Origin of the sequence: Mesorhizobium sp. 131-3-5 (assembly GCF_016756575.1) — a bacterium.
GTDB lineage: Bacteria > Pseudomonadota > Alphaproteobacteria > Rhizobiales > Rhizobiaceae > Mesorhizobium > Mesorhizobium jarvisii.
On record NZ_AP023254.1, the window covers coordinates 2,454,199 to 2,468,993 of the forward strand.

At 62.9% G+C, this 14,795-nt stretch carries 15 protein-coding genes; 3 read left to right on the plus strand and 12 right to left on the minus strand.

Annotation, left to right across the window (positions count from 1 at the left end):
• Positions 1–56: 56 nt before the first annotated feature.
• From corA to JG747_RS11895, 6 genes are all read right to left on the minus strand, one after another.
• Entirely contained in the window at positions 57–1,031 is a 975-nt protein-coding gene (gene corA, locus JG747_RS11870; RefSeq protein ID WP_064980603.1) for a magnesium/cobalt transporter CorA, read from the minus strand.
• Positions 1,032–1,336: 305 nt separating this feature from the next.
• Positions 1,337–2,440: a redox-regulated ATPase YchF gene (gene ychF, locus JG747_RS11875; protein ID WP_019860664.1), complete on the minus strand. Its 1,104-nt coding sequence runs from the start codon at positions 2,438–2,440 to the stop codon at positions 1,337–1,339.
• 95 nt (positions 2,441–2,535) lie between these two features.
• Complete coding sequence (gene pth, locus JG747_RS11880; RefSeq protein WP_019860663.1) at positions 2,536–3,258, minus strand: aminoacyl-tRNA hydrolase; 723 nt, start codon at positions 3,256–3,258, stop codon at positions 2,536–2,538.
• A gap of 22 nt (positions 3,259–3,280) precedes the next feature.
• Positions 3,281–3,922, minus strand: coding sequence for a 50S ribosomal protein L25/general stress protein Ctc (locus JG747_RS11885; RefSeq protein WP_019860662.1), 642 nt, complete (start codon positions 3,920–3,922; stop codon positions 3,281–3,283).
• A gap of 321 nt (positions 3,923–4,243) precedes the next feature.
• Complete coding sequence (locus JG747_RS11890; RefSeq protein WP_202361833.1) at positions 4,244–5,155, minus strand: hypothetical protein; 912 nt, start codon at positions 5,153–5,155, stop codon at positions 4,244–4,246.
• Positions 5,156–5,443: 288 nt separating this feature from the next.
• Complete coding sequence (locus JG747_RS11895; RefSeq protein ID WP_019860659.1) at positions 5,444–5,872, minus strand: MarR family winged helix-turn-helix transcriptional regulator; 429 nt, start codon at positions 5,870–5,872, stop codon at positions 5,444–5,446.
• Positions 5,873–6,021: 149 nt separating this feature from the next.
• Here JG747_RS11895 and JG747_RS11900 point away from each other — a divergent pair, with 149 nt between their 5' ends.
• Positions 6,022–6,879: an alpha/beta fold hydrolase gene (locus JG747_RS11900; RefSeq protein WP_069092984.1), complete on the plus strand. Its 858-nt coding sequence runs from the start codon at positions 6,022–6,024 to the stop codon at positions 6,877–6,879.
• A gap of 238 nt (positions 6,880–7,117) precedes the next feature.
• On the plus strand, positions 7,118–7,495 hold the full coding sequence (locus tag JG747_RS11905) for a nuclear transport factor 2 family protein (RefSeq protein ID WP_019860654.1): 378 nt from the start codon (positions 7,118–7,120) through the stop codon (positions 7,493–7,495).
• A gap of 133 nt (positions 7,496–7,628) precedes the next feature.
• Here JG747_RS11905 and JG747_RS11910 read toward each other — a convergent pair whose 3' ends face one another.
• Entirely contained in the window at positions 7,629–8,858 is a 1,230-nt protein-coding gene (locus JG747_RS11910; RefSeq protein WP_064981639.1) for an MFS transporter, read from the minus strand.
• A 151-nt stretch (positions 8,859–9,009) separates the two neighbouring features.
• On the opposite strand from JG747_RS11910, the gene JG747_RS11915 reads away from it, so the two are divergent.
• Positions 9,010–9,888: an AraC family transcriptional regulator gene (locus JG747_RS11915; RefSeq protein ID WP_019860652.1), complete on the plus strand. Its 879-nt coding sequence runs from the start codon at positions 9,010–9,012 to the stop codon at positions 9,886–9,888.
• Positions 9,889–9,913: 25 nt separating this feature from the next.
• On the opposite strand, the gene JG747_RS11920 is transcribed toward JG747_RS11915, so the two are convergent.
• The 5 genes from JG747_RS11920 to pgeF form a co-directional block, all read right to left on the minus strand.
• A complete protein-coding gene (locus tag JG747_RS11920) occupies positions 9,914–10,891 on the minus strand; it encodes a Bug family tripartite tricarboxylate transporter substrate binding protein (protein ID WP_027047297.1) in 978 nt (325 codons plus the stop codon).
• Positions 10,892–11,033: 142 nt separating this feature from the next.
• Entirely contained in the window at positions 11,034–11,969 is a 936-nt protein-coding gene (locus JG747_RS11925) for a ribose-phosphate pyrophosphokinase (RefSeq protein WP_019860650.1), read from the minus strand.
• Between the two features lie 168 nt (positions 11,970–12,137).
• Positions 12,138–12,752 (minus strand): hypothetical protein, encoded by a 615-nt coding sequence (locus JG747_RS11930; protein ID WP_019860649.1) that lies wholly within the window; start codon positions 12,750–12,752, stop codon positions 12,138–12,140.
• Between the two features lie 43 nt (positions 12,753–12,795).
• Complete coding sequence (locus JG747_RS11935) at positions 12,796–13,947, minus strand: M24 family metallopeptidase (RefSeq protein ID WP_019860648.1); 1,152 nt, start codon at positions 13,945–13,947, stop codon at positions 12,796–12,798.
• On the minus strand, positions 13,947–14,741 hold the full coding sequence (gene pgeF, locus JG747_RS11940; RefSeq protein ID WP_019860647.1) for a peptidoglycan editing factor PgeF: 795 nt from the start codon (positions 14,739–14,741) through the stop codon (positions 13,947–13,949). Before pgeF ends, JG747_RS11935 begins: the two co-directional genes overlap by 1 nt.
• Positions 14,742–14,795: the final 54 nt, after the last annotated feature.

Consider the following 14,795-nt stretch of genomic DNA (forward strand, 5'->3'; position numbering starts at 1 on the left):
TTGGTCAAGTCCTTTCTGGTGAGCCAGGCCGAGGGCGCGGCTGCCCGTCGCGGCGCTCAGAGCCAGCCGCGGCGGCGGAAATACCAGAAGGGCAGGATCGCCGACAGGATCATCAGGCCGATGGCGAAGGGATAGCCAAGCTCCCATTTCAGCTCGGGAATAACGTCGAAGTTCATGCCGTAGATCGAGGCGACCAGTGTCGGCGGCAGGAAGATGACGGCGGCGACCGAGAAGATCTTGATGATGGCGTTCTGCTCGATCGAGATCATGCCGAGCGTGGCGTCGAGCAGGAAGGAGATCTTCTGCGACAGGAAGGTGGCGTGGTCGGCGAGCGACAGCACGTCGCGCGACAGGGTCTTGATGCGGGCGCGGACATCCTTGCTCATCTTGGTCTGGGTCGCGACATGGGCGAGGAAGCCGGCAAGGCGCTGCAGCGAGATCAGGCTGTCGCGCACGGACGAGGCGATGTCTTCCTTGCGGCCGATGGCCTTCAAGAGCTCCTGGAAGTCGCGGTTGCGCTTCGACACCTTGGTCGAGCGTGCCTCGAAAATGTCGCGCGAAATCGCCTCGATGTCGCGGCCGGCGCGTTCGAGGATGTCGGCGAGACGGTCGACGATCGCCTCCAGCAGGCCGATCAGGATGGTGTCGCCACTGGTGCAGCCGGTCGCCACTTTCTCGGCTCGCAGCGGGAAGGTCTTGAAGGCCTTCGGCTCATGGTAGCGAATGGTGATCAGCCTTTTGCCGGCAAGCGCGAAGGTGACCGGCGACATCAGGGGATCGTCGACCTCGGTCTGGGCAGGCAAAGTGGCGGTCATGAAGTAGGCGCCATCCTCGATGTAGAGACGGCTGGAAATCTCGATCTCCTCCATCTCCTCGCGGGTCGGGATGGCGACGCCGAGCCAGCTCTCGATGGTGGCTTCTTCTTCCTTGGTCGGACTGATCAGGTCGGCCCAGACGACCCTGTCGCCATCGGCCAGCAGGTTGTCGACGACGCGCAAGCGATCATTGTCCACGACAAATGCCTTGATCATCGCCAGATCTCCCCTGCGAAGGTTCGGATTGCGCGTCGTGTCGGATTGCACGGCTCTTCGTCGTGTGCGCGACCGTGTGGCAGCCGCTTAGACCCGTGCCATGACAAAATCAAGACAAGCCCTGGAGCCGGGCCGGGATCGGCCGCTCAGAAGAACTCGTCGAGCAGCCGATACCAGGAAAGCTTCGCCGGCTCGGTTTCCGGCGGCCCGTACCGTTGGAGAAGAGGCACTATCCAGGCCTCTGCGAGATTGTAGCGGATGCTCCGGCAGGCGAGCGCCAGATCCTGGTGGCGATCCGCCAGGCGTCAGGTATTGAACTTGAACAGCATGATGTCGCCGTCCTGGACGACATATTCCTTGCCTTCGTCGCGCGCCTTGCCGGCTTCCTTGGCCGCCACTTCGCCGCCCAGCGTGACGAAGTCGTTATAGGCGATGGTCTGGGCGCGGATGAAGCCGCGTTCGAAATCGGTGTGGATGACGCCGGCCGCCTGCGGGGCCTTGTCGCCCTTGTGGATGGTCCAGGCGCGCGTCTCCTTCGGCCCGACGGTGAAATAGGTGATGAGATGCAAAAGCTCATAACCGGCGCGGATGACCTTGTTGAGCCCCGGCTCGTCGAGGCCGAGCGAGGACAGGAATTCCATCTCTTCCTCGTCGGAGAGCTGGGCGACTTCGGCCTCGATCGCGGCCGAGATCACCACGGTGCCGGCGCCTTGCGCGGCGGCCATCTTTTCCACGGCCCTGGTGTGCTCGTTGCCGGTCGCGGCATCGGCCTCGGCGACATTGCAGACATAGAGCACGGGGTGCGAGGTCAGCAGGTTCAAGCCCTGCAGGATGCGCAAATCCTCGGCCGAGATGCCCTTGAGCAGGATGCGGGTCGGCTTGCCGGCCTGCAGCAGTTCGAGTGCCGCCTCCATCATCGGCAGCACGGTCGTTGCTTCCTTGTCCTTGCTGCCGGCGCGCTTACGGATCTGGACGATGCGGCGCTCGAGGCTGTCGAGGTCGGCGAGCATCAGCTCGGTCTCGACCGTCTCGGCGTCGGCGACGGGGTCGATGCGGCCCTCGACATGGGTGATGTCGTCATCCTCGAAGCAGCGCAACACATGCACGATGGCGTCGACCTCGCGGATGTTGGCGAGGAACTGGTTGCCCAGCCCTTCGCCCTTCGAGGCGCCGCGCACCAGGCCGGCAATGTCGACGAAGGAGATGCGGGTCGGGATGATCTCCTTGGACTTGCCGATGGCCGCGATCTTCTGCAGGCGCGGGTCGGGCACCGCCACCTCGCCGGTGTTAGGTTCGATGGTGCAGAACGGATAGTTGGCGGCCTGCGCCGCCGCCGTCCTGGTCAGCGCGTTGAAGAGCGTCGACTTGCCGACGTTGGGCAAGCCAACGATGCCGCATTTGAAACCCATTTTGTCCAGTCCTATCGGAAAAGCGAAATTTGATGAGGGCTATGGGCGATAGGGGTGATCAACGTCAAGCCCCGTAAGGCCGCATGCGTGCCCGCTCAGTCCTTGTTGCCGAAGAGTTTCTTCAGCATGGCAGCCATCGGGCCGGTCTCCGGCAGTTTGGCGGGTGCTTGTTGCGACCGCGCCTGGCGGATGTGGCTTTGTTGTTTAGGCTGCTGCTTCTGCGCCGGCTTTTCCAGCTCGGCTATCGCCTTGCCCTGGACGGCAAGGGCGGCCTTGTTCATGAAGCCGGATTCGTCGCCCTTGACGATCATGGCGGCGTTGTCGGCGATCGCGTCGAGCAGGGGATCGAGCCATTCGCGGTCGGCCTTGGCGAAATCGCCGAGCACATGGTGCTGGACCATTTCCTTGACGCCGGGATGGCCGACACCGATGCGCACGCGACGGTAGGCGTTGCCGACATGGCCGTCGATCGAGCGGATGCCGTTGTGGCCGCCGGCGCCGCCGCCGGTCTTGATGCGCAGCTTGCCTTCGGCAAGGTCGATCTCGTCATAGAAGACGGTGAGCGCGGAAAGCTCGAGCTTGTAGAAGCGCAGGGCTTCGCCGACCGACTGGCCGGACAGGTTCATGAAGGTCTGCGGCTTGATCAGGATGATCTTTTCGCCGGCAATCGTGCCCTCGGCGATCAGGCCCTGGAATTTCTTCGACCAGGGCGAAAAGGAATGGCGGCGGGCGATTGCGTCCGCCGCCATGAAGCCGACATTGTGCCGGTTGTTAGCGTATTTCGCGCCCGGATTGCCGAGACCTGCAAACAGCAGCATCGTCTGCTCCGGGCGGAAAGAGTTACTTCTCTTCAGCGGCAGGAGCCGCTTCAGGTGCAGCCACTTCAGCCGTCTCTTCCGTCTCCGGCTTCATCGCCGACGAACCGGCAATGGTCGCGATGGTGAAGTCGCGGTCGGAGATGACCGGCTTGACGCCGGCCGGCAGCTTGACCGCCGAGATGTGGATCGAGTCGCCGATGTTGGTGCCGGTGAGATCGATGGTGATGAATTCCGGGATCGCATTGGCCGGGCAGTGGAACTCGACTTCGTGACGCACGATGTTGAGCACGCCGCCGCGCTTGATGCCGGGCGACTTGTCCTCATTGATGAAGTGGACAGGCACGTCGACATTGACCTCGGTGTCCTTGCCGATGCGCAGGAAGTCGACATGGACAGGGAAATCCTTGACCGGGTCGAGCTGGAAGTCCTTGGGCAGGACCTGGATCTTCTTGCCGTCGACATCGATCGTGGCGATCGTGGTCAGGAACCCGCCGCCATGGATCTTGTAGTAGATGTCCTTGTAGGTGAGAGCGATCGCCAGGGGAGGCTGCTTGTCACCGTAGATTACTGCAGGCACTTTACCGTTGCGGCGAACTGCACGGGCGGACCCCTTACCGACCTGTTCGCGCGCTTCGGCCTTGAGCTCGTAAGTATCGTGGCTCATGGCTTTTCCTTTCGCGTGTTATGGAGCGTTTGCGGGAAGGCAATTTGCCCAAGCCGTAAACGTCGAAAGCCGCCAGACCTCGATGTCCGAATGCGGGCACCCGTTTTGAGACGGAGCTTTGTTCGGGATCACAAGGGAAGGCAGCCTTCCGCCGCGTTGCCTCCAAGGGTGTCTACGCGGGTGGCGGCTCTATAGCGGAAGGTGGCGAGAGGCGCAAGCGGTTGGGCTGGAAGGCATGAAGAGCCGTTCGAGGGTCGATCTTCATCTGACAGTCCGCCAGCGCTTGCCATGCCTGCGGCGGACAACCAGCGATGGCAGTCATCATTGCCGCGGCATATGTTTAGACAACCAGCGGCGAAGCTTTTGGATCAAAGTGCGTCTGACTCGCGCTCGGGAGCTGATCTGCACGCGCCAGTCCGGAATAACATTCTCGGATTCCGTGCTCCCCGCCCGAACCTTCTGCGCCAGCCATGTCATGTCGACGAGCGCGTATCCATTGGCTAGCAACCGGTTGGTGAGCATCAGCTCATTGAGAATAGCCCGAGCCTTGCTTTCGAAAAACGGTAGCGTTTCAGGTGTAAGATCGAACCTTGAATGCCAGATTACTCCCTCGCCAGCTCCGTCGCCGGTGAGCCAATGCAGCAAAGACTGCTGATATGCTCGCGAGATCGGTGCGTCATCACGGAAGGGCTGTCGAGGGTTGCCGGTGAAAATCGGCGTGTCCCTGCCGACGCTTACCAGGGATCCCAGGCTGCTGAGTTGCCGCGGGTTCATCAGGATGAACGAACTGCGGAGCCATGCCTGCGAGCGGATTCCGAAAATCGAGAAGGGCTCGCGGCGAGAATCAATGCAACCCAGCGCTCCCTGCAAACCAAGCAACGACCGCAACGAGCCACCATCAATCAATTTGAGATGGTCAGGTGCTGATGCCGCGAAAGCAGAAGTGGCCAAGTGGACCAGATCATACTGATGAAGTTTGGCGCCGGTATGATTGATGCCGCAGTCCCACGCGGAGAATTCCCAATCTTCATTCGACCCGCCGATCAGTTCGACCCCGCGGTCCAAATCAGAGCCATGACCGACTGGCAGCGAATTGTCGATCACGAGCATGCGATGCTCAACGTCCGGCATCTGGCGGGCGAACATAGCTCGCAAGTCCTGCCATGCGGTCGGATATTTTTCGGTGCCGTGACGCACCAGAAGGGTCAAAACACGAAGCGGCTGGGCGTGCATGGCGAATCCAGAAAAAGCGCAGAGAACGCAAGCAAGTCTTCAGAATTTCTCCGCTGCCGCAGGTCATGACGAAGCCACTTATCCTGGGGCTGATCACACCCATTCATCTCATCTTCGCCGCGGCATTCCCTATAGCAGAATCGAGAGCCTGTGGGTCAATTCCCCGCGACTCCGCATGCTCGAATTTCGTTTCATGCCAGCCTGGGCACGAGAAGCGAACTAGGGAGCATTTCGATGCCGTGCGAGCGCGGTCAAGTCGCGCCGAGGCAGTCAAGAGTCAGCCGGTGGCTACCGATCGCCGCTCAACGTATCGCGCAGCGCCTGGATTTGCCGGTTCAGCGTATCGAGCTCAGCCAGCGTCATGCCCGAGCGCTCGATCAAGGTCTCGTTGAGGCAGTTGCACTGGACGAGCAGCGCGCGCCCGGCCGATGTCAGGTCGACCTGGACCTGGCGCTCGTCCGCCTGGCTGCGCTGGCGGGTGACCAACCCGGCCTGTTCCATGCGCTTCACCAGCGGGGTGACGGTGCTCGATTCCAAAGCGAGCCGATGGGCGACCCCGCCGACCGACATGCCATCGGCCTCGCCCAGCGCGTTGAGCACGAGATATTGCGGATAGGTGATCCCCATCTCGTCCAGCATCGGCTTGTAAGTGCGGTTGATCGCCATCGAGGTGGCGTAGAGCGTGAAGCAGAGCTGATTGTCCAACGGGAGGGGCACGACGCATTCCTTTGCCGATTAATCACGAAATATGTACCACGAAAAATGATATCGCGATACATATTTTTGTGGACATGGCTTCCGCGCTGCGCTAGCCATATAGATATCGCGATATTGTTTATCGCGAAAACCAATCAAAGGAGATTGAGATGGCTTCGCAGGCAAAATCCGGTTCCGGCAGCGGCACGATCACCACCAAGGACGGCACGCAGATTTTCTACAAGGACTGGGGAACCGGTCAGCCCATCGTCTTCCATCATGGCTGGCCGTTGAGCAGCGACGACTGGGACGCACAGATGCTGTTCTTCCTGGCACAAGGCTACCGCGTCATCGCCCATGACCGGCGCGGCCATGGCCGCTCGACGCAGACGGATATCGGCAACGAGATGGATACCTACGCCGCCGATGTCGCTGAACTTGCCGCGCATCTCGACCTCAAGAACGCTATCCATGTCGGCCATTCGACCGGCGGCGGCGAGGTGGCGCGCTATGTCGCGAAGTACGGCTCGGGCGGCCGCGTCGCCAAGGCGGTGCTGATCGGCGCGGTGCCGCCAATCATGCTCAAGACGGCTGCCAATCCCGGCGGCCTGCCGATCGAGGTCTTCGACGGTTTCCGCGCTGCCCAGGCTGCCAACCGCGCCCAGTTCTTCCGCGACGTTCCTGCCGGTCCGTTCTATGGCTTCAACCGTCCGGGCGCCGAGGTTTCGCAAGGCGTCGTCGACAATTGGTGGCGCCAGGGCATGATGGGCGGCACCAAGGCGCATTACGATTGCATCAAGGCTTTCTCGGAAACCGACTTCACCGAGGATCTGAAGGCGATCGACGTGCCGGTGCTGGTCATGCATGGCGACGACGACCAGATCGTCCCGATCGCCGACTCGGCGCTGCTGTCGATCAAGCTGCTCAAGAAGGGCGAGCTCAAGGTCTACAAGGGTTTCCCGCACGGCATGGCGACAACCCACGCCGATGTCATCAACGCCGACCTTTTGGCCTTCTTCAAGGCATAGGTCGCACCCGGCACAACAGCGGCACCCGCCATTGCGGCGGGTGCTTCGGTCGGCTTCAGACGATGCTCATCGGACGCGCCTGGCAGCGCTGGCGGCCTGTCGCGGTCGCACTTCGCCCGGGCGTTGCATTGCGCGCGGCCGTGAACGATAGTTTCTTGACCGGACAGGCGTGAGACATCGGATCGAGCGTTTTTGCGCCCTCCGCCTCCTCCGGCATTCGTGATCCGGAGGGTGGAAAATGAACGCGGAATCGATCGACTACAACGGCCTGATGCAGGCTAACCTTGCGCGAGTATTCGGCGAACGCGATGCCGACCGGCGCCTTGTGGCGATCCGCGAACTTTACGCCGGCGATGCCGTGCTTTACGAGCCGGATGCTTCGGCAACGGGCCATGCCGCCATCAATCATGCGGTGAGTAAGCTGCTGTCGAGCCTACCGCCGACGTTCGCCTTCACGGCGACGGGCCCTGCCGTCGGCCATCACGGCGTCGGGCGGCTGCAATGGCAGTCCGGGCCGCTCAACGGCCCTGTCGCCGTCACCGGGATCGATGTCGCGCATTTGCACGGCAACCTGATCCACTCTCTTTTTGTTTTTCTTGATCCCGCCGGCACCTGATACGCCCGTTCACTGAACGAGTTGCCATGCCCGAAACCGGCCTTGGAGCCTTGCTTCGCCGCGTGAGAAGGAGGGCAACGCGGCGTATGATCTTATCCACGCCCACGCTGCCTCCGTCTTTAGCAACGACTGTCTAGGCTTTTCTTGCTTCCTTCATGTTGGGCAGGAACACCGTCAGCAGGCCCAGGAACGGCAGATACGAGCAGATCTGGAAGACGAAATCGATGCCCTTCATGTCGGCGACGACGCCGAGCACGGCGGCGGCAATGCCGCCCATGCCGAAGGCGAAGCCGAAGAAGATGCCGGCGATCATGCCGACGCGGCCCGGCACCAGTTCCTGGGCAAAGACGACGATGTTGGAGAAGGCCGACGAGAGGATGAGGCCGATCAGAACGGTCAGCACCATCGTCCATTCCAGATTGGCGTAGGGGAGCGCCAGCGTGAAGGGCAGCACGCCGACGATCGAGAACCAGATCATCGCCTTCTGTCCGTAGCGATCGCCGAACGGGCCGCCGAGCAGGATGCCCAGCGCCGAGGCGCCGAGGAACAGGAACAGCATCACCTGGCTCATCTGCACCGACACTCCGAACTTATGGATGGAGTAGAAGGTGTAGTAGCTGGCAAGGCTGGCGATGTAGGCGTTCTTGCTCAGCACCAGCAGCGTCAGCACGACCAGTGCGCTCATAACCTTGCGGCGCGGGAAGGGCGAGACGAAGCTTGCCGCCTTGCGGGTGCCTTGCGCGGCGCGCAAGCGGCTGTACCAGCCGCCGACCTGCCACAAAACGACGATGCCGATCAGCGAGCCGACGGCGAACCAGGAGATGCTGGTCTGTCCGAACGGCACGACGATGAAGGCCGCCAGCAGCGGCCCCATCGACTGGCCGAAATTGCCGCCGACCTGGAATAGCGACTGCGCCAGGCCAAACCGGCCGCCCGAGGCGAAACGCGCGATGCGCGAGGATTCGGGATGGAAGATCGCCGAGCCGACGCCGATCAGCGAGGCGCCGATCAAGAGCAGATAATAGTGCCCGGCATAGGCCAGCACGACCAGGCCGATCAGCGACGAGGCCATGCCGTAGGGCAGGGAATAGGGCATCGGCCGCTTGTCGGTGATCATGCCGATCACCGGCTGCAGCAAGGACGCCGTCACCTGGAAGGTGAAGGTCAGCAGGCCGATCTGCCAGAAATCGAGGCCGTAATTCTGTTTCAGAAGCGGATAAATGGCCGATAGCAGCGACTGCATGATGTCGTTGATGCAATGGCAGAAGCTCACCGCCAGGATGACGGTGAAGGCCGTCGCCTGGGCTGAGGCGTGACTGGCGGTCGCTGGTGACGCGACGCTGGCGGCTGTCGTATCGGTCAAGGCAGGCTCCGTGGTCTTTTTGGCGGGCACGCCCGCAGGCAATCTGGCGGACGCTCCCGCGGCCGCCTTAGGGACGGTTGCCTTATAGGCCGCTTGCCGCGCGACTTCTTTCGTGGTTTGGTCCAATAGTTTCGCAAGTGGGCCATACAAGATGCCGCATGGCAGGGAAATCTTCCGCGCCGGCAATGCCGATCTCGGCCAATTGCACCAGAGCCGCTGGCAATGGCTGGAGGAAGTCGCCGGACCGGCGGTGGCATTGCCGACCGAATATCCCGACGGCTACCACGTGCCGCAACACCGCCACAGGCGCAGCCAGTTGCTGCACGCGCTGGTCGGCGTCGTGCTGGTGACGACGCGGCATGGGCGCTGGATGGTACCGCCAGACCATGCGATGTGGATTCCGGCCGGCATCGAGCATTCCGTCGAGATGCTGGGCGATGTCTCGATGCGCTCGGTCTATGTCATGCCGGGCGCGATCCCGGGGCTGCCGGAAGGCTTGCGCGTCGTCGGCGTCACCGCGTTGATGCACAGCCTGATCGTGGAATCAGAGAAGCTGCCGCAAGGCGGCGAACTGGAAGGACGCGGCGGGTTGATCATGAAGCTGTTGCTGCATGAGATCCCGACCTTGCCGGAACGGCCGCTCGGTCTGCCATTCCCGTCCGATGCAAGGCTGGCGGCGCTGTGCCGCCGCTTCGTCGCCGCACCGTCACCGCATGCGACGATCGACGAATGGGCCGATGCCGCCGGCATGAGCCGGCGCTCCTTCACGCGCGCCTTCCAGCGCCAGACCGGCCTGTCGCTGTCGACATGGCGCCAGCAGGCCTGCCTGTTCGCGGCGCTGCCGCGGCTCGCCGATGGCGAGCCGATCACCCGGGTGGCGCTCGATCTGGGCTATGACAGCGTGCCGGCCTTCATCACCATGTTCAAGCGCATGCTGGGCTCGTCGCCGCGCGGCTATATGCGCGGCGCGCGAGACAATGGCGAAGGCATAAGGCGAGCCCCGCCTCGCCTTGAGGCTCCTGCGCCATAATAAGCGGCGCCGAGCGCACTGACGCCTAGTCCATCTGAACGCCGCTCGCCTTGACGATCGGCTCCCACTTGGCGAGTTCAGCCTTCACATGCGTTGCCAACTCTTCCGGGGTGGAGGCCACGATCGTGGCGCTGAATTGGCCCATGCGCGCAATCACATCGGGATCCTGCAGCGCCTTGGCTGCTGCCTTGTGAAGAACCTCGATCACGTCCGCCGGGGTGCCGGCGGGCGCGAACAGGGCGTTCCAGCTGTAGGTTTCATAGCCAGGAATGGTTTCGGCGATTGCCGGCACGTCAGGGAAGGAGGGAACGCGCTCCTTGGTGGTGACGCCCAGGGCCCTCAGCGTCCCGCCCTTGATATGCCCCGATGAAGACGGCAGGTTGTCGAACATCATCGGCACCTGATTGGCGATGACGTCGTTCAGGGCCGGCCCGGCGCCCTTATAGGGTATGTGCTGCATGCTCACGCCGGCCATCGTCTTGAAAAGCTCGCCCGAGAGATGCAGCGGGGTGCCGTTGCCCGATGAAGCGTAGGCGTATTTGTCCGGGTCCTTCTTCAATAGGTCGATCAGTTCCTTGACGTCCTTGGCTGGAAATTGAGGGTTCACGACCAGGACGTTCGGTACCAGCACAAGCAGCGATATCGGAGCAAAATCCTTCTCCGCATCGTAGGGCTTGGTCTTGAGGATGAGCGGGTTGAGTGCGTGTGTCGCAACCGTGCCCATCAGAATCGTGTAGCCGTCCGGATCCGCCCGGGCGACTTGGGCCGCGCCGATGCTGCCGCCGGCGCCGCCGACATTTTCAACGACAATCTGCTGGCCGAGGTTTTCGGACATCTTGTTGGCGACGAGGCGCGCTACCAGGTCCGTGGAGCCGCCCGCGGAAAAGGGAACAACCATCGTGATGGTCCGGTCCGGGAAATCGGCGGCCCAAGCCGTCGGCGCCGAAAAGAGAGCCGCGACGGAAACGGCAAGCCCGAGCAAAGTCCTTCGCCGGATTGGCATATGCTACTCCTCCATTGTCTACGGGGGCAGTATGCCACGGCGGGCGCGCCAGGAGAAATGTCTGCTCGCGAGGGGCGCAGACAAGGAGCCGACGGTAGGGGCGTACGCTCCGCCCGGCCGACGTTTCGTCGATCGCGGGGGGTTAGTCGAACAGGCTCGACACCGATTCCTCGGTCGCTGTGCGCGAAATCGCTTCGCCCATCAGGTCGGCGATCGAGATGACGCGGATGTTGGGGGCGTCGAGCACGCCTTGCGTCGGCTGGATGGAATCGGTGATCACCAGTTCCTGCAGCTTCGAGCCGCTGATGCGCGCGACTGCGCCGCCCGACAGCACGCCATGGGTGATATAGGCGGTGACGCTGGTGGCGCCGTTGGCCAAGAGTGCATCGGCGGCATTGCACAGCGTGCCGCCGGAATCGACGATGTCGTCGATCAGCAGGCAATCCTTGCCGGCGACCGCGCCGATGATGTTCATGACTTCCGATTCGCCCGGGCGCTCACGGCGCTTGTCGACGATGGCGAGCTGCGCGTCGAAGCGCTTGGCCAGCGCACGTGCCCGCACCACGCCGCCAATGTCGGGCGACACCACCACGACATTGCCGAGCTGCTTGTATTTCGCCTTCACGTCGCGCGCCATCACCGGCACCGAGAACAGATTGTCGGTCGGGATGTCGAAGAAGCCCTGGATCTGGCCGGCATGCAGGTCGAGCGTCAAAACGCGGTCGACGCCGGCGCGGGTGATCATGTTGGCAACCAGCTTGGCCGAGATCGGTGTGCGGCCCGACGCCCGGCGGTCCTGCCTGGCATAGCCGAAATAGGGAATCACCGCCGTGATGCGCTTGGCCGAGGAGCGCATGAAGGCGTCGATCATGATGAGCAGTTCCATCAAATGATCGTTGGTCGGGAAGGAGGTCGACTGCAGGATGAAAACATCCTCGCCGCGCACGTTTTCCTGGATTTCGACGAAGATTTCCTGGTCGGCGAAGCGCCTGACACTGGCCTTCCCCAGCGGGATGTTGAGATAGCGGGCGACCGCTTCGGCCAGCACCCTGTTGGAATTGCCCGCGAAGAGTTTCATGCACCGTTCCTGGTGGAGGATGGGAAGGCCTGACAGACTCTCCCGGACCTTTTAATCGGGCTTTTAGCGGCCCGCGCTGGTATTGCAAGCGCCGAGATCGGGAATCCGCCGGCTAAGCTGAAGAAAGGTTCGTGCCATCGCCGAGAGGCAACACTCAAGCATGCCTTGCTAGCCAGCCTTGCCACCCAGGAATGCCGCGAACTGGTCGATGGTCTGGTCGGCGATCGCCTGCATGGTGGCCGGAGAGACGCCCTTCCAACTGTCGGCGCCCGTGCCGGAGCTGACCGAAGGCGCCTTCATCTGGCCGTTGATGCGGTGCAACCGGTTGCCCGAGGGGTCGTAGACGTCCCAGACATAGATGACGGTGGTGTCCTTGCCCTCCGAAATCGCCGAGAAATAGCCTTTCAGCACATGGGTCGCGGTCTGGTCGGCGCTGCCGGCGAGCGTAATTCCACGCTGCCTGGCGCGCGTCTGCAGTTCCGCCGTCAGCGGGGTCGCGGCCTCGACCGAAGCACCGACGATCGGCGCGATCTGCAGCCGTGTCTTCGACAGGATGGCAGCACTTTGCGCCGAGGTGAGCGGCGTGGTGGTGGTTGCAGCAGGCGCGGTGGGTGACGCAACTGCAACGGTGGCCGTCGTGCTGCCCTGGGCTCCCGGCGCAACCGGCCCCGAAGTCGCCGGCGGGGTGATGGCGGAAGGTTCGAGAACGTCCTTTGCGTTGGTGCAGGCAGCCAGAGCCAATGCCACAAGCAATGACACGGTCGTCACATGCGATCGTCTCATTTGCCTTCTAACTCCTTGGCGAAGAACGCCTCCCATTATGGATTCACTGTACGATCAAGTCGAGATCATGGCGGGAAAGCGGCTTCGGCTGGGATTCGGTGGTCAGGTAGGTGCGGCCAAGCGTCATCGCCGTCTCGGTCTCGGAATCCATGATGATCATGTGGGCGAACAGCGTCATGTGCGGCGCGATCGGCTCGGGATTGCCCTGGTAGAACATCGGCATGTCCATCCAGGACGGCGTGAAGCGGGCGCCGACGGAGTAGCCGCAGGCGTTCAGCCGGTGCTTGGTCAGGCCGTGCGCCTCCATGGTGCGGGCGTGGGCGTCGAAGACGTCGCCGAACGTATTGCCCGGCGTCATCGCCTTTTCCACCGCGAGAAGGGCGGCACGCGCGGCGTCGAACAGCTCCTGATGGCGCTTCGACACCTTGCCGGTCAGCACCGTGCGCATCATCGGCGCATGGTAATGATGGAAGACACCGGCCCATTCGAGCGTCAGTTGGTCGTTCTTTGTGAGCTTGCGGCGGCCGGCCTTGTAGCGGCACAGCAGCGCATCGACGCCCGAACCGATGATGAACTCATTGGCGGGATAGTCGCCGCCGCCGGCAAAGATCGCGCCCTGCATGGCGGCCAGGATCAGCGCCTCGTCGCCGCCCTGCTTGATCAGCGGCAGTGCCGCGTCCAGCGCGTCGTCGGAGAGATTGGCGGCCTTCTCGGCCTTGGCGATCTCGGCCGGGCTCTTGAACAGTCGCAGCCGGCCGACAATGCCGGATGCGTCGGCGATCTGGCCGAAGGTCTGCAACTGCTCGTCCAGCCGGCGGCCATTGTAGGCGGTCAGGCCATGGGTATCGTATTCGACCCCAATGCGGGCGCCAAGCAGGTCGAGGTCGTTGAGCAGGTTGCGCAGGTCGACTGCCGGGTTGGCGCCGTTGCGGTCGGTCCACAGCACGATGTTGTCGATGATCGAGGTGTGGCGCGCCTGGCGCAGGTCGGCCGAGCGGGTCAAGAGCACCATCGAGCCGTCGGCCTTCACCACCAGGCACTGGAAGAAGCAGAAGCCGAACGTGTCGTAGCCGGTCAGCCAGTACATGCTTTCCTGCGCGAACAGCAGGATGGCGTCGAGCTTCTTCTCGGCCATCTCGATCATCAGCCGGTCGCGCCGCGCGTCAAATTCCGATCGTTCAAAATGCAGCGCCATTATTCACTCTCCAAAACGATGGCCGAAACCTGCCGGCCGTAATCGGGTTCCTTGCGGTGCGTGGTGCGCCGGTAGGAGTAAAACAGATCTTCCTCGGCATAGGTGCAGCGGCCGAGGCCTTCAGCGGTCACGCCGGCCCTGATGAGCCGGTCGACCGTGTAGCTGACGAGGTCGAACATGGCATGGCCTGATCTGGCGGAGGGCGCGAAATAGCCGATGTTCTCCGCGTCGGCCTCGACGAAGCGGGCGACGAATTCCGGCCCGACTTCGTAATTGGCGGGGCCGATCGAGGGGCCGAGCACGGCGACGATGTTTTCGCGCCGGGCGCCCAGGCTTTCCATGGCTGCAACTGTGTTTTCCAGCACGCCCGTAAAAGCGCCTTTCCAGCCGGCATGCGCCGCGCCGATGATGCGTGCGCCGGAATCGGCAAACAGCACCGGGCCACAGTCGGCGGTCGAGGCGCCGATGGCGATGCCCGGGCGGTCGGTGACGATGGCATCGGCCTTGGGCCGTTCGCCGGCAAAGGGTTCCCTGGCGACGATGACGTCGGGCGAATGGACCTGCCAGGCGGTCAGCAGATGGCTTGCCGGCACGCCCATCCAGGCGGCGACACGGGCTCGATTCTCGGCCACCAGCGCCTTGTCGTCATCCGACCCGGTGCCGATGTTGAGCCCCTGGTAGATGCCGGTCGAGACGCCGCCCCTACGGGTGAAATAGCCGTGGCGGATGCCTTGTGCCTGCGCCTTGTCCAGCAGCGGCGACCGAACGGGATCCGGTTTGGTCTGATTCAGCATGCGGGCGTTGTTGTCCGTGTGGGCGGTTTCGTCAAGAAAAAGTCGGGAAGCGAG

Excerpts from the sequence above, each read along its gene's own strand:
- JG747_RS11890 (WP_202361833.1), bottom strand. The coding sequence starts at position 5,155 with ATGCACGCCCAGCCGCTTCGTGTTTTGACCCTTCTGGTGCGTCACGGC.
- JG747_RS11925 (WP_019860650.1), bottom strand. The coding sequence starts at position 11,969 with ATGAAACTCTTCGCGGGCAATTCCAACAGGGTGCTGGCCGAAGCGGTC.
- JG747_RS11885 (WP_019860662.1), bottom strand. The coding sequence starts at position 3,922 with ATGAGCCACGATACTTACGAGCTCAAGGCCGAAGCGCGCGAACAGGTC.
- JG747_RS11915 (WP_019860652.1), top strand. The coding sequence starts at position 9,010 with ATGCCGCATGGCAGGGAAATCTTCCGCGCCGGCAATGCCGATCTCGGC.
- JG747_RS11900 (WP_069092984.1), top strand. The coding sequence starts at position 6,022 with ATGGCTTCGCAGGCAAAATCCGGTTCCGGCAGCGGCACGATCACCACC.
- JG747_RS11905 (WP_019860654.1), top strand. The coding sequence starts at position 7,118 with ATGAACGCGGAATCGATCGACTACAACGGCCTGATGCAGGCTAACCTT.
- JG747_RS11935 (WP_019860648.1), bottom strand. The coding sequence starts at position 13,947 with ATGGCGCTGCATTTTGAACGATCGGAATTTGACGCGCGGCGCGACCGG.
- ychF (WP_019860664.1), bottom strand. The coding sequence starts at position 2,440 with ATGGGTTTCAAATGCGGCATCGTTGGCTTGCCCAACGTCGGCAAGTCG.
- JG747_RS11920 (WP_027047297.1), bottom strand. The coding sequence starts at position 10,891 with ATGCCAATCCGGCGAAGGACTTTGCTCGGGCTTGCCGTTTCCGTCGCG.
- JG747_RS11930 (WP_019860649.1), bottom strand. The coding sequence starts at position 12,752 with ATGAGACGATCGCATGTGACGACCGTGTCATTGCTTGTGGCATTGGCT.
- pgeF (WP_019860647.1), bottom strand. The coding sequence starts at position 14,741 with ATGCTGAATCAGACCAAACCGGATCCCGTTCGGTCGCCGCTGCTGGAC.
- corA (WP_064980603.1), bottom strand. The coding sequence starts at position 1,031 with ATGATCAAGGCATTTGTCGTGGACAATGATCGCTTGCGCGTCGTCGAC.
- pth (WP_019860663.1), bottom strand. The coding sequence starts at position 3,258 with ATGCTGCTGTTTGCAGGTCTCGGCAATCCGGGCGCGAAATACGCTAAC.